The organism is Nostoc sp. LEGE 12447 (assembly GCF_015206985.1).
Classification (GTDB): Bacteria; Cyanobacteriota; Cyanobacteriia; order Cyanobacteriales; family Nostocaceae; genus Nostoc.
Genome location: NZ_JADEXT010000011.1, coordinates 140,840 through 155,412 on the forward strand (window position 1 = coordinate 140,840; position 14,573 = coordinate 155,412).

A 14,573-nucleotide genomic window follows, 5' to 3' on the forward strand; every position below is an offset into this window, starting at 1 on the left:
GAAAGACTACTTAACTTATACGCATCAAATTTACTTGTATGAACACAAAAACAGTTACAAATACATCTGGATCTTCCATTTTCTCACCACCTACAAACAGCAAACTGACCCAATTAACATCAACCGAACTCACCGTTGGAGAAACTGTAGTCAAGATGTTAGAAGATATGGGAGTCGAATCTGCATTCGGTGTTTCTGGTGGTGGAATTGGGCCACTGTGGGCATCCCTCAACCGCAGCAAAATTCAAGTTTTACACTTTCGCCACGAATCGGGAGCAGCCTTTGCAGCTTGTGAAGCCCACTTTGCTAGCGATCGCCCTGTGGTTGTGTTCGTCACCACTGGCCCCGGTATTACCAACGCCCTCACCGGATTGCTGGCTGCCAGAGGCGAAGGTGCAAAGGTAATTCTATTATCTGCAACCACCGCATCTGGAAATCGCGGACGCTGGGCTTGTCAAGAAACCAGCGCTCATACGTTGCCGATTTCAGGTATATTTACCCCAGGTGTATTATTCAATTACGCCACCATCGTCGAAACTGGTGAGGAAATCCCGGAAATTTCCCGCAGACTGGCGCAAGGATTATCCCAACCAGGCGGTTTTGTCGCCCATATCAGTATTCCTACCCCAATTCAAACCAAACCATGCACAGCGCGATCGCAATTCGGATTTACTCGTGGGGTGTCAGTTACCAGCGAAGAAGCGATCGCTGAATCGGTGCGGTTGCTTTCTCAAGAACCCTTTGCCATTTGGGTAGGTTTTGGTGCTAGGGAAGCCGCCGCCGAAGTTCGCCAATTAGCAGAATGCACCGGGGCTGCGGTGATGTGTTCGCCTCGCGCTAAGGGCATTTTTCCCGAAAATCATCCCCAGTTTATCGGCGTTACCGGATTCAGTGGTCATGCTTCTGTCCTCACATATATGCAGTCACAGCCACCCCATCGCATCCTAGTTTTAGGAACTCGTTTAGGTGAACCGACTTCTTTCTGGAATCCCTTGATGATTCCTACTGGTGGCTTCATCCATGTAGATATAGATCCAGAAGTACCGGGAGTAGCCTATCCATCTGTACCAACTTTCGCAATTCAATCGGAAGTAAAGCCTTACCTCAAATCTCTACTAGCATATTTTCCCCAACGTCGAGGGAATTCCCCAATATTGCCCAATCCAGAGTTACAACCGCCTTCTCCTCATATAGATGGTTTAGTCAGACCAGAAGTTTTGATGGATGCAATTCAAAAAATCATCGTTGAGGATAGCGATGCTGTGATCCTAGCTGAGGCTGGTAATTCCTTCGCTTGGGCGACTAACAGACTGCGCTTTACCCAACCAGGACGCTACCGCATTAGTACTGGCGTGGGGGCGATGGGTCATGCTGTGACTGGAGTCGTGGGGGCGACTTGGGGAAGAAATGGTAAAGCGATCGCCATTGTGGGAGATGGTGCGATGTTGATGAATAGCGAAGTTAGCACCGCCGTTAAATTCGACATTCCCGCCGTTTGGATTGTACTGAATGACGGACGCTACAATATGTGTGCCCAAGGCATGAATTTACAAGGATTTCAAGGCGTAGATACGGGAATACCGAGTACCAATTTTGTCAAACTTGCCCAATCAATGGGTGCAGACGGTATCCGCGTTTCCACAGAATTGGAATTGGAAACAGCGTTAACAAGAGCTTTGGCTGCTACTGTTCCCTTCGTTGTTGACATTAACTTAGACCCCAAACAACCTGCTCCCATTGGCGGTAGAATTCGCAGCCTCATTCAACAAGGAGCAATCGAATCTAAAGGAGAACGATCATGATTTTACAACCAGTTGGCATTCGAGCGATCGCCCTGAATTTTCCTCGCACCATCCGCACCAACGATTATTACAGAAATAATTTTCCCCAGATGGTGGCGGAAGCTGAACAAAAAACCTTGGCTAGGTTGTTTGTCACAGATAATTCTACAGATATCTGGTCACAGGAAGTAGCCCCTTATATGTCCGATCCCTTTCGCGGTACTGTTGAACGGCGAGTAGTCAGCCCAGATGAAACCTCTTTATCTCTAGAATATCAAGCAGCGATCGATGTTCTGCAAGCAGCAAAACTACAGCCCGAAGATATCGACTTGATGCTTGTAACTTCGTTATTTCCCGAACAAGTCACACCAGGAAATGCAGCCTTTCTCGCCGGGAAATTAGGATTATCCAGCGCAGCCTGGAATATAGAATCAACCTGCACATCTGTATTAGTTTCCCTACAAACAGCCTGTTCTCTAGTCCAAACGGGAGAATATCGCAATGTATTAGTGGTTGTTTCCTCTACATATTCCCGTTATACCGATGAGAATGATACCCTCGCCTTCTTGTCAGGCGATGCAGCTGGAGCATTTATTGTGGGTGAACTCCAACCCAATCAAGGAATTTTGGGAACTAAAATTGCCAATACCGCCGCCACTTGTGGAGCCTTTTATAACGAATTCACCACCGATGAACAGGGGAACATCAGAATGTTCATCCGGGGAGGTAAGGGCGCAAGTAAGATGTTTAACGAGACAACCGTGAAATTTATTCGTCTATGTTGTCACGGAGCGATCGCAGCTGCTGATGTCAGCTTAGATCAAATTGACTTTTTTGCTTTTAACACACCCAGCGCTTGGTATTCGCAGGTTTGCACCCGTGCATTAGGTATTAATCCAGAACGGACTATTAACCTGAATCCTTTCTACGCCAATATCGGCCCTACCTTCCCCGTAGCTAATCTCTACCACGCCGCCCAAGCAGGTAAAATCCGTGAAAACGATTTAGTTCTTGTTTATACAATGGGTTCTTCATCCAATGCAGGTGCTAGCGTCATGCGTTGGGGCGATGTTGCTTTAGGAACTCCACCCGCTCCCCCCTTGAGCCTTTCCCTACACAATCAGAAAATTCTCATTTCTAGTGCTTTATCTCATTAATTTTGATTTCTCTTCTTTCCTTCTTCCTTAGCGCTCTTCTCTGACGAGACGCTGCGCGAATGCGTCCTTTGCGGTTCGTTCCCTTACCTATCAAATTTGCGAGGTTTTTATGAAATTCTGGAAAAAAATATCGATTGTATCTGTGATTGCGATCGCAGTCTTCCTATTCCAAGGAACAATCAGCACATCTACCGCTCAGGCTGCTACATACAAATTCACTTTCACTGGTGAAGAAGCCAACGGTTACTTTATTTATGATACTGCTGCCAAAGGTGAAACCAAATCGCCCTACATGACTCAATATTACGGTGGAGGGCGCGATTATAAAGTCGATTTAGGAGACAAAGGATTATTTCAAGGCACAGTTAGTAATGCCATTGTCTTTTTGCCCAGAGAAGAAGATAAAGTCTTAGCAAAAATTCGAGCGCAACACGATAAACAATATGGGAAAGATGACGAGCATAATGTTTTATTACCTGCCGATCTCTTCCTTTTACAAGTACGTAACTTTGAACGACAGCCAAAGTCCAGTTATTCCCTAGTTAGCTATTTCAAGTATCCCCAAGAAACGTTCAATGGATCTACAAGACTACCAACAGAGGTTCCTCTAAAGGCTGAAATAGAAGTATTTCCCAAAGTAGATTTTCCCAAAACATTAGGTAAAGCTTTGGTTAAAGCACCTGTAAAAACCAAGATAGAAAAGATATCTGATTAAGATGTAGAGACGTTGTATGGCAACGTCTTTACAAGCCGATAACTATTACTTGTAAAAAAGAGGAAAAATAATGAACTTTTGGAAGAAACTAATAATTACATCCATCTTAACTTTCGCAGTTTTTTTCACTCAGGGAATAATTGATCATCTCCCAGCCCATGCAGCCTTACATAAATTTAGTTTTAATGGCGAGCAAGCCAACGGCTACTTTATCTTTGATGACTCAATCCGAGGAGGCGCACCAATTCGTCCAGATATGTTGAGTGAGTACGACGGTTCTGTCGTCGAATATGCGGTAAATATTGGCGATGAAATATCAGAACAAGGTTCCCAAAGCCCTCAAAGAGCAACCCATGATGAAGCTCGAACTATTGTAACTTTACTCCGTCCTGAATTAGTCAAAGCTTCTCCCAATCTTCCGAAAGACTCTCCACAAGATGATGAGTTTATCCTTTTTGTACCCAAAGTTGCTCGTCAATCAAAGTATGCGCTATCAGTTCGTTTTCGCTATCCTGAAAACACCTTCCAAAATTCTGTAGCTCAACCAAAAAATGTTCCGAATCAGGCATTAATGTCTGTTCATCCCTACTGGAATTTTCCTATAACTATGGGGAAAGTCAAATTTGAACAACCTGTTAAAACCTCAATTGAAGATATTTTTTCATTGCCAAAAAATCAATATGATGGTGTTGGTGCAAGCAATTAGTAATTTTGCGACTCTCAGCTTAGGTGTTTTTTCTCGCCAGAAAATGTTAGTATACAACGCAGCTTAGATTTTTATACTTCTATTTACAGACAAGAAATTGGTATAATTAACCGTTTAATTGCTCAATCTGCGCCGATTGTAGATATTATGCTGGCTACACAAGCACGACGAGATGCGATCGCACGATTAGCAATTACCAGCAACAGATTAGCTCACTCACTACATTAAATAAGTAAAATTATATATGAAGCCAAAACCAGATGTGCCTATTGAGGCACTAAAGCGAATTTTGAAAATGTTGCTGAAATACCCAGTAATGGTATTAGCTGCGATCGCTAGTTTATTAATGACGACAGTTGCTAATATCGCTGCACCTCAAATTATTCGCTGGGGAATTGATGCTGGTATTGCCAAAAATAACTTACAAGTGATTTTGACTTGTGGGGGATTGATGGTTTTGGTGGCTTTGATTCGGGGATTGTTTAATTTTGGGCAAAGTTTTTTTTCAGAGATAGTATCTCAAAGTATCGCTTATGACATCAGGAATAAATTTTTTAGTCAAACCCAGCATTTAGATTTAAGCTACTACGATCGCACGCCCAGATCACAACTGCTCACACGTATTAATAATGACATCGAACAAATTCGCGTTTTTATTGGTGCAACCTTGCTGCAAATTTTCGGTGCTGCGATCGTATTATTCAGTAGTGCGACAATTTTGCTACTCATGAATTGGAAGTTGGCACTTATAGCATTAGCAATTATCCCGATTTCCTTCATGTTATTAGGCGGATTTTTTCAAAAAAATACTTCCTTGTTTACTCAAGCACAGAGGCAGCTAGATGATTTAAACTCAATTTTAAAAGAAAATTTACTCGGTGTGCGTGCAGTCAAAGCTTTTGTGCGTCAAGAAACAGAAATAAAACGCTATGCCGTTGCTAATGAAGATTTCCGCACAACAAGTATCAAAACAATTTATGCACTACGAGATACATTTCCCATAATTTTTTTAGCGAGCAATTTACTTGCCGTTGCTATTTTTGGATACGGGGGTTTAGAGGTAATTAGCCACAGCTTTTCTATAGGCGAACTAGTTGCCTTTAATTCCTATTTAGGATTTATCATCCAACCAATTTTTCAGACGACTTTTGCATTTCAATCTGTTGCTCAAGCATCAGCATCAGCCACTAGAGTTTATCAGGTGATAGATGCAGAAATTGCCATCAAGGAATCTCCCAATGCAGTTTTTTTGCAAAGATGCGAAGGAAAAATTTCTTTTGAAAATGTTGATTTTCGCTACCCAGAAGTAAATGAGAATACCTTAAATAGTATTTCATTTGAAATCCAGCCAGGGCAAACAGTGGCAATTTTAGGTACGACGGGAGCAGGTAAAAGTACACTTGCTAAATTGATTCCACGTTTTTATGATGCAACAAATGGAATAGTAAAGATTGATGGATATGATGTCCGCTCCTTAAATTTAGTCAGTTTACGTTCTCACATTGGTTTGATTTCTCAAGAAGCAAGTTTATTTTCTGGAACCATCCGTGAAAATATCGCTTATGGAATACCAGATGCACCTCTTTCAAAGGTAATTGAAGCAGCTAAGTTTGCTCAAATTCACGATTTTATTATTAGCCTCCCTGATAGTTACGATACTGTTATCGGCGAACGAGGAATTGGTTTATCGGGAGGGCAGAAGCAAAGAATTACTATTGCTCGGATATTGCTAAATGATTACAAAATTCTGATTGTAGATGATAGTCTTTCTGCTGTTGATGCCAAGACAGGAGCATTAATTCAAGAAGCCTTCAAAGTTCTGATGGAACAGCGTCAATTTACTATAATTTTTCTCACTCAACGGATTAATAATATGGTAAATAATGCTGACCAAATTTTCATAATTGATCGAGGTAAATTAGTTAAAACATCTTCCGGTGCAGAGCTAATTGAAAATGCCATCCTAAAAAACTAGTTATTTATAGAAATGCTAATTTTTGGATCTCTAGAAAATTATTTATATCTCAAATCAACCTTGCTAGACTCTCTAAGATAAAATTGCCATCCATGAACAGAAAAATTAATATCTTTGAATCGGTATCACAAGTCAATGCACCATTACCTGTTATCCGCCGCTTCAGTCAATATTTTCGTCCATATATCAAAGAGATTCCCATCATCCTGGGAATAATTATTATTAGCTCTATTACCCAAACAATACCACCTTTGCTTACTGGTTGGTCGGTAGATAACTTGATACTTAAAGGCAATTGGTTAGGACTGTTATGGATGCTAGTTCTATTAACAATAATATACCTTACGGGGTTTGTATCCAATCGGACTTTGATTGTTAAAGTTGGTGTAATTATGCAGCATTTACTTGCACAATTACGTCAAGATATCATGAATAAATTACAAACATTACCCCTTAGCTTTTATGATAAAAGTAAAGTGGGTGATTTAATGAGTCGCCTGCTGAGTGATGTTAATACTTTAAATCAAGTATTCAGCCCTATGCTACCGCAAGTTATTGGAAGCTTTTTTGGCTTATTAGCAAGTGCAATATTCATGCTTTCCATCAACTTGAAATTGGGTTTAATTACTAACCTAATTGTGCCAATTATGTTATTAACAACTGCTTTTTTTGCCAGATTAGCGAGGGCAAAGTTTCGCATTACTAGACAAACAATTTCTCAGCTTTCAATTAAACTAGAAGAAAATATTAGCAATATTCAAGAAGTTCAAGCATTTAACCGGGCAGAAATCAACATTCAAGAGTTTAAAAAACTTAACGCAGATAACCGAAATGCTAATATCCAAGCAACAGCAATTACTGCTGCTTTCCTACCAACAATAGACTTATTTAATACACTTACTTGGGGAATTGTATTAGCTTATGGAGGCTTTCTCGTTTATAAAAATATCATGACTGTGGGAGCTGTTACCGCATTTTTGTTTTACGTCCAGCAATTTTTTCAACCCATCCAACTTATCACTAACTTTTATACTCAAGCACAATCTGGATTAGCCGGATTAGAAAGAATTTTTCTACTTTTGGATGAGCCAGTCCAAATTGAAGATACCACAGACGCGATCGCCTCCGGTGGGCACAACGCGATCGCAATGCCACCAATTCAGGGTAAAGTTCAATTTGAATCTGTCAATTTTGAGTATAAACCCGGACAAAAAGTTTTAGAAAACATAACTTTTGACGCTGAACCAGGACAAGCGATCGCATTAGTCGGAGCTACTGGTGCAGGGAAAACTACTATAATTAGTCTACTCTCGCGCTTCTATGATGTGTCAAGCGGTGCTATAAAAATTGACGATATAGATATCCGAAAAGTTACACAAGCAAGCCTACGTCGTCAAATTGGTGTTGTCTCGCAAGATACCATGATTTTTAGCTGTAGCGTTGCCGAAAATATTGCCTTTGGCAATCCCCAAGCAACAACGGCAGAAATTGAAGCGGCTGCAAAGATTGCAAATATTCATGACTTTATCTTGACCTTACCCCAAGGCTATGAAACGCAATTAGGAGAACGTGGAATAAATCTTAGCAAAGGACAACAACAGTTAATCAGCATCGCCCGCGCAGTTTTGGTAAACCCGCGTATCTTGATTTTGGACGAAGCAACTAGTAACATTGATAGCCAAACAGAGAACTTAGTTCAACAAGCGATCGCTAATTTACTTCAAGGTCGCACCAGCTTTATCATCGCTCACCGTCTGGCTACCGTCACTAACGCAGACAAGGTATTAGTCATTGAGCAAGGACAAATCATCGAACAAGGTACACATACACAATTGATGGAGCAAAGGGGAGTATATGCAAACCTTTATTCTCTACAACTAGTAAATAATATCAAAACTAGCTTGAAAATAGGTTCTAGAAACTAGAATAGAGGGTTAGTAAACTGCGTAGCAGCTTAATACTATTCCACGAAATGTTCTGATACAAATAATTTGTCTCTAATTCTTTCCCCCTTCTCCCTGCTCCCTTCCCCCTGCCCCTCATCTCCCCAACCCCCCCTGGTGTTCACAATGAAAACCTTTATGCTCCCAAGCTTGCATATCTACTTCAGCAAGCTTTGTTACATTTGAGCATTCCGGTTGAATAATTTGACTGAAAATTGCCCACAATAGGCTACGCGTTAAATCTAATCCAGTTTTGCCCCAAGATTCATTATTGCCAGGAATGCCCGACTCCTCAACAATTTCAGGCTCTACCCAAATACCATGAGCGCCCAAGAGAATCTGTGCCATCCATTTAGCTCTGGGTAAGTGACTTGGCGAAGTAATCAACATGACTTTATGCACTCCCCAACGCCGGAGAATTGGAATACCATAATAAAAATTTTCAAAAGTAGAATTCGCACACTTTTCTAACCAAACATTTTGTAACTCTACTAATTGCGGCTGAAAAATTAACCATATACAGGGGTCTGGGGAACCATGAGAAATTAAAATTGGGGTTTGCGGGTACTGTTTTGCTAGTTGGGCCACATAAGTTTCTCGACGAATACTGCCACCAAGCACTAAGAAGGCATCTACTGGCTGTGAAGAAGCAAAAACTAAGGTTATAGTAGTAAAAATCAGCCAAGTGCCTAAGACAAAGTACAATACACCAGTTAGTTTTTGTAACAATTGCCACAGATTAAAAAAATTTTTTTTAATAGAAATTAACGATTTGATGGTAAATTTACGTTTCATGACTTCGGTAAGAAAACCTGATTTAATAGCTGTCTAATAAGGCTGCAATTAAGCGATCAAAGTGCTATCTTATAAAAGTAATGAATCAGTACAAACATGACGCTAATCAAAGTGTCACATCTTTAGTATAGCCTTCCGGAGACGGCTAACAAACTGAGAAATGGTTGTTAATAATGCAGTATTTTCGGCATCATTACAACGATAAAAATGATGAAGAAAGCATAGCTTAGTTTGGGGTATAAAAACTTAAAAATTTCTGGAAAGCCTGATTGCTAAACTGTCAACAACACAATTATTCCAGTTAATATACATGAACCAATCTGCGAAAAGTTACTCACCGCTCCAAGTAGCCTTGATTGGTGGAGCGATCGCTACGACTGCTACGATGTCTGTATTCGGCTCCGCTTGGACTCGTGGTGTCCGTGCCGCCTTAGCTCTACAAGACAGCCCGAAAATGATAGTTGACCAAGTTTGGCAACTGGTAAATCATGAATATGTTGATGGTAAATTTAATCAACAAGATTGGCAAGCAACTAGACAAACCCTGTTGAGCAAAGACTATTCTTCCCGGGAAGAAGCATACACTGCTATCCGCGAAGCTTTACAAAAGTTGGGAGATCCTTACACTCGATTCATGGATCCCAAACAGTTTGAAGCCCTAACTAGCCAAACATCTGGGGAAGTCTCTGGTATTGGCGTTCGGATGGAAGTAAACGAAAAAACTCAGCGCCTCACTGTCGTCGAAGCCATAGAAAATTCTCCAGCACTGAAAGCTGGGATCAAAGGAGGCGATGAAATTTTGGCAATTGACGGCAAATCTACTCTCAAAATGAAAGTGGATGACGCTTCCAAGTTAATTCGTGGCAAAGCAGGTACTCCCATCAAACTACGGCTGGGACGAGCAGGGCAAAATGCCTTTGAGTTGAAACTGACAAGAGCAAGTATTGAAGTACCAACGGTACGTTATACCCTCAGACAAGAAGGAAATCGCCGCGTTGGTTATATCCGGTTGCGGGAATTTAGCGCCCACGCCGCAGAGCAAATGCAACGAGCCATCCGCGATTTGAACACTAAGAAAGTTGATTCTTATGTCTTAGATTTGCGGGGAAATCCTGGCGGGTTGTTACAAGCGAGCATTGAAATTGCTCGGATGTGGTATAATGACGGCGGAATTGTCAAAACAGTAGACCGTGTGGGCAGCACTGAAGAAACTAAAGCTAATCGCACTGCTTTAACAAATCGTCCCTTGGCAGTATTAGTGGATGGGAATTCAGCTAGTGCTAGTGAAATTCTCACAGGGGCACTCAAGGATAATAAGCGGGCGGTAGTCGTAGGTGGTCAAACCTTTGGTAAGGCCCTAGTGCAGTCAGTTCATGAACTTGCAGATGGTTCCGGCTTGGCTGTGACTATTGCCCATTACTACACTCCGGCGGGAACAGATATTAACCATAAAGGGATTGCCCCAGATGTCAAGCTAGACTTGACAGAGGCACAAGAGCGGCAATTAGCTTCTAATCCAGATTTAATCGGAACTAAGAGCGATCCGCAATATGCCAGAGCGATCGCCATTTTATCAAATAACAACTTCGCCCAGCCACCAGCAAATCAGCCCACTCGACCCATGAGCCGCGCCGATAACCTGAAATTTTAGATTGATGCAAATGATTTCTTCATAGGTGTTTATATAGTAGTATTCCCAAATCCAGATTTTTGGAGTTACGAAAACTGCTTAATATACCGTTCTAGGATTTCGGTTTGGGAATACTAGCTAGTAATCCCATCTCTCAAATCTCAGATTTATGAATCATCAGCCAGTTGATGCAACCACCGCCACCACCCCTTTACCAATGGTGTCGGTGGTTGTTCCTATTTATAACGGTGAGACCGATTTACCAGAGTTAATCAATTGTCTCTTGTCTCAAACTTACCCAAAAGACCGGGTAGAGTACTTATTGGTAGACAATAACAGTAGCGATCGCACTCTCACCATCCTCAAAACATCTGTCGAAAACTGTCCAATTACAATTCGCCCCTTGAGCGAAAACCAAATTCAAAGCTCTTATGCTGCTCGTAATACTGGGATTCGCGCTGCTGTGAGCGAAATTATAGTTTTTACCGATGCAGATTGTCGCCCACAACCTCAATGGTTAGATTCATTAATTCAGCCTTTTGTCAATAAGGAAGTAGTAATTGTCGCTGGTGAAATTTTGCCGCTACCAGGTAAAACTCTACTAGAACAACACGCAGACCGTGAAGAAACTTTGTCGCAAAAGCATACCCTTAACCATGCCTTTCGTCCTTATGGACAAACCGCTAATTTGGCGATACGACGCATTGCCTTAGAAAAAGCGGGTTTATTTCGTCCCTATCTTACCACTGGTGGCGATGCCGATATTTGCTGGCGGATTTTGGGTGAAAACATCGGACGTTTGGAATTTGCCCCAAATGCGATCGTTCAGCACCGCCACCGCGCCACACTTAAAGAACTGCAAAGTCAATGGCGGCGCTATGGACGCTCAAATCGCTATCTGCACGAACTGCACGGCGTAGATTTGATGCGAGAAATTACACTTAAAGAATGTGGCTATCGTTTGGCACGTTGGTTATTGAAGGAAATACCACGGGATATTAAAAAGGCGTTGGCGCATCCCGCCGCAAGCATCGCGAGTCAAGCCACCCTTGTAAATTTATTAAATACTCCCATTGGTTTGTTCACAGCGAGGGCACGTACTGCTGGGCAACAAGACTCCAAATTACCAGAAAATGCCAAGATAATTGATCGTCTGTAAAAATACTAGGGAGTTTGCCAGGATAACTGCAATTCTTTCCATATCAACATCTCATATAGGAACCCGCTTTGATTTTTGTTCGCGCAGCGTGGTGTAGCCATATTTACTTGACTTAACAGACAACGAGAAAGAAGGCTCATTGATTTGTACCTAGCTTCGCAAAAATCATCAATATAATATGAATAATATGAGATTGTTGGCAAATTTAGAGGGAGTCTAAACCATCAGATCCAATCCATCTTAATTTCTTTCATTTCTGTGCGTTTCGACCACTTGAGCTACTAACTCGTAATTGATTGCAGCGCCGGAAAACATCGCAAAATCAAGGCATTGCGGATGGAATGTTTCACTAATAAACAAATGCTCCTCTCAGCCCAATTGCATTGGTTGAACCCTAGAAATTCACTAAGTTATCGAACTACTGAATCTATCTTAAGAAGTATATTAAAAAACACGGGAAGCAAATATGCTATTATGGTTAAAATTTTACCTGTAATAAATTGTATTTAAAAGCATGTTTAAAAAGTTTCAAAAAATATAATTTTGTAGTTCTGATTTGGCTTAACTGCAACAAAAAATCAAGATTTTACCTAGAACTGAGATACCTTTCTGTGCTAACTGTGGAAGCAAAAGACCTTTTTAAAACATCCTCTAATGAGCAATATGAACGTGGATGTATTTAGCCAACAGATAGAAAAATTGCACTCACAGATACAGAAACTATTGCAATGCGATACAACTAAGCCAAACTCAGAACAGAAGATCATAACAGAGGCTTTCGAGGAACTTAACACCGCAATAGAAGAATTATTGACAGCCTCTGAAGAATTAAAGGTAACACGAGCCGAAGTAGAGAAAGAGCGCCAGCGTTACCAAGATTTGTTTGAGTTCGCCCCAGATGGTTACTTGGTAACTAATATCGTAGGTACAATCCAAGAGGCTAACCATGCAGCAGCAACCTTACTGGGTGTCAACCAAAAGTATCTAGTAGGTAAACCATTAATTCTATTTATTGCTCAACAAGACCGTCAGTTCTTTTGCTCTCAAATGAACAATTGTCAAGAGCTACTGAATTGGGAACTTAACCTACAACCACGGGGTGGAAAGCCTTTCCCCGCGATGGTTAAAGCATCTGCGGTGTACAAATTACAAGGGAAACAGGTTGGCTGGCGTTGGCTGTTGTGCAACATCAGTGAACGCAAAAAAACTGAAGAAATGTTGCATCAAGCTTACGATGAGTTAGAAATACGAGTAGCAGAACGGACAGCGGAACTGGTAAAAGCAAATCAAAAATTGCTAACTGAAATTACAGAGCGGAAACGAGCCGAGTCACAACTGCTGCACCTGGCGTTTTACGATATACTGACAGGTCTGGCAAACCGCGCTGCATTTATGAACCGCCTAAGCCATGCAATAAATTATTCAAAACGGCATTCAAATTATTTATTTGCTGTGCTATTTATCGACCTAGATCGATTTAAAGTGATCAATGACAGTCTTGGACACCTAAATGGAGATCAATTACTGCTTGCTACTGCAAGTAGGCTACAAGTATGTGTACGTTCTATAGATACAGCTGCACGCCTTGGAGGAGACGAATTTACAATTCTGCTTGAGGGAATCCAAGATGTGTCAGATGTCATCACTGTAGCTGAACGAATTCAACAAGAACTGGCATTACCGTTTGGGCTTGAAGGACAAGAAGTGTTCATAACAGCAAGTATTGGTATTGCCTTGAGTTCGACACTAGATTATAAACATCCAGAAGAAGTATTGAGAGATGCAGATACAGCAATGTACCAAGCTAAGGTGCAAGGTAGAGCGCGTTATAAACTATTCAACTCAGATATGTATGCTAATGCTCTGGCGAAATTGCAGTTAGAAACCGATTTACGCCGAGCAATTGAGCGCCTAGAGTTTCGAGTTTATTATCAACCGATTGTTTCGCTCACTAAAGGCTCTATTTTGGGTTTTGAGGCTCTGTTGCGCTGGCAGCATCCAGAGCGTGGTTTGCTTAATCCAGCAGATTTTATTTCCCTAGCAGAAGAAACTGGACTAATTTTCTCCATTGGCAAATGGGTGTTGCATGAAGCTTGCCGCCAAATGCAAGCTTGGCGGATGTGCCATGATTCCAACTTGCTAGAAAAAATAAGTGTCAATCTCTCACTCAAGCAATTTTCCCAGCCAGATTTGATTGAGCAGATTGGGCAAATTTTATACTCAACAGGTCTTGATGCTGACACGCTAACACTAGAAATTACTGAAAGCGTAATTGTGGCAAATGGCGACAAGGTAACTGCTACATTTTTACAACTTCGAGAGATGGGTATTAAGTTATCAATTGATGACTTTGGTACAGGGTACTCCTCATTAAGTCGTCTTTATAACTTTCCAATTAGTGTGTTGAAGATTGACCGTTCTTTCATCAGCTTGATGAACGCAAATAAAAAGAATTTAGAAATTATTGAAATAATTGCCACATTAGCGCACAAGTTGGGTGTGGATGTTCTAGCCGAAGGAGTAGAGACAAAAGAGCAACTAGCATTTCTAAGAAAGTTGAAATGTGAATATGGTCAGGGACATTTTTTCTCAGTTCCATTAAATAGTTCAGAAGCAGAAGCATTAATAATGGCAAATCCTCACTGGTAAAGGTTATTTAAAAGAATGTTTGGTTCTTTGGGCGACTTCTGCTACACTCCAAAAAATTGCCTG

Annotated in this window: 10 protein-coding genes; 9 read left to right on the top strand and 1 reads right to left on the bottom strand. The window is 41.3% G+C overall.

Translation table 11 applies throughout. The annotated features are described in order from the left end of the window. Positions 1–38: 38 nt before the first annotated feature. The 6 genes from IQ274_RS14590 (at position 39) to IQ274_RS14615 (ending at position 8,259) form a co-directional block, all read left to right on the top strand. Positions 39–1,802, top strand: coding sequence for a thiamine pyrophosphate-binding protein (locus IQ274_RS14590; protein WP_194142672.1), 1,764 nt, complete (start codon positions 39–41; stop codon positions 1,800–1,802). After that, positions 1,799–2,938, top strand: coding sequence for a 3-oxoacyl-ACP synthase III family protein (locus IQ274_RS14595; RefSeq protein ID WP_194142673.1), 1,140 nt, complete (start codon positions 1,799–1,801; stop codon positions 2,936–2,938). Before IQ274_RS14590 ends, IQ274_RS14595 begins: the two co-directional genes overlap by 4 nt. 109 nt (positions 2,939–3,047) lie before the next feature. Next, positions 3,048–3,653 (top strand): hypothetical protein, encoded by a 606-nt coding sequence (locus tag IQ274_RS14600; RefSeq protein WP_194142674.1) that lies wholly within the window; start codon positions 3,048–3,050, stop codon positions 3,651–3,653. Between the two features lie 70 nt (positions 3,654–3,723). Then, positions 3,724–4,359: a hypothetical protein gene (locus IQ274_RS14605; RefSeq protein ID WP_194142675.1), complete on the top strand. Its 636-nt coding sequence runs from the start codon at positions 3,724–3,726 to the stop codon at positions 4,357–4,359. A gap of 244 nt (positions 4,360–4,603) precedes the next feature. Continuing rightward, positions 4,604–6,334: an ABC transporter ATP-binding protein gene (locus tag IQ274_RS14610; RefSeq protein WP_194142676.1), complete on the top strand. Its 1,731-nt coding sequence runs from the start codon at positions 4,604–4,606 to the stop codon at positions 6,332–6,334. 92 nt (positions 6,335–6,426) lie between these two features. After that, entirely contained in the window at positions 6,427–8,259 is a 1,833-nt protein-coding gene (locus tag IQ274_RS14615) for an ABC transporter ATP-binding protein (protein ID WP_194142677.1), read from the top strand. Positions 8,260–8,373: 114 nt separating this feature from the next. Here the strand turns inward: IQ274_RS14615 and IQ274_RS14620 are convergent, their stop codons facing one another. Further along, positions 8,374–9,072, bottom strand: a complete 699-nt coding sequence (locus IQ274_RS14620; RefSeq protein ID WP_194142678.1) for a YdcF family protein — start codon at positions 9,070–9,072, stop codon at positions 8,374–8,376. 310 nt (positions 9,073–9,382) lie between these two features. Here IQ274_RS14620 and ctpB point away from each other — a divergent pair, with 310 nt between their 5' ends. The 3 genes from ctpB to IQ274_RS14635 all read left to right on the top strand — a co-directional run bounded on the left by ctpB (position 9,383) and on the right by IQ274_RS14635 (position 14,510). Then, the gene (gene ctpB / locus IQ274_RS14625) at positions 9,383–10,723 is read left to right on the top strand and encodes a carboxyl-terminal processing protease CtpB (RefSeq protein WP_163930833.1); all 1,341 of its coding nucleotides are present in this window, start codon (positions 9,383–9,385) and stop codon (positions 10,721–10,723) included. Between the two features lie 148 nt (positions 10,724–10,871). Beyond that, a complete protein-coding gene (locus tag IQ274_RS14630) occupies positions 10,872–11,861 on the top strand; it encodes a glycosyltransferase (protein ID WP_194142679.1) in 990 nt (329 codons plus the stop codon). A 654-nt stretch (positions 11,862–12,515) separates the two neighbouring features. Beyond that, positions 12,516–14,510: a GGDEF and EAL domain-containing protein gene (locus tag IQ274_RS14635; protein WP_228058196.1), complete on the top strand. Its 1,995-nt coding sequence runs from the start codon at positions 12,516–12,518 to the stop codon at positions 14,508–14,510. Positions 14,511–14,573 lie beyond the last annotated feature (63 nt).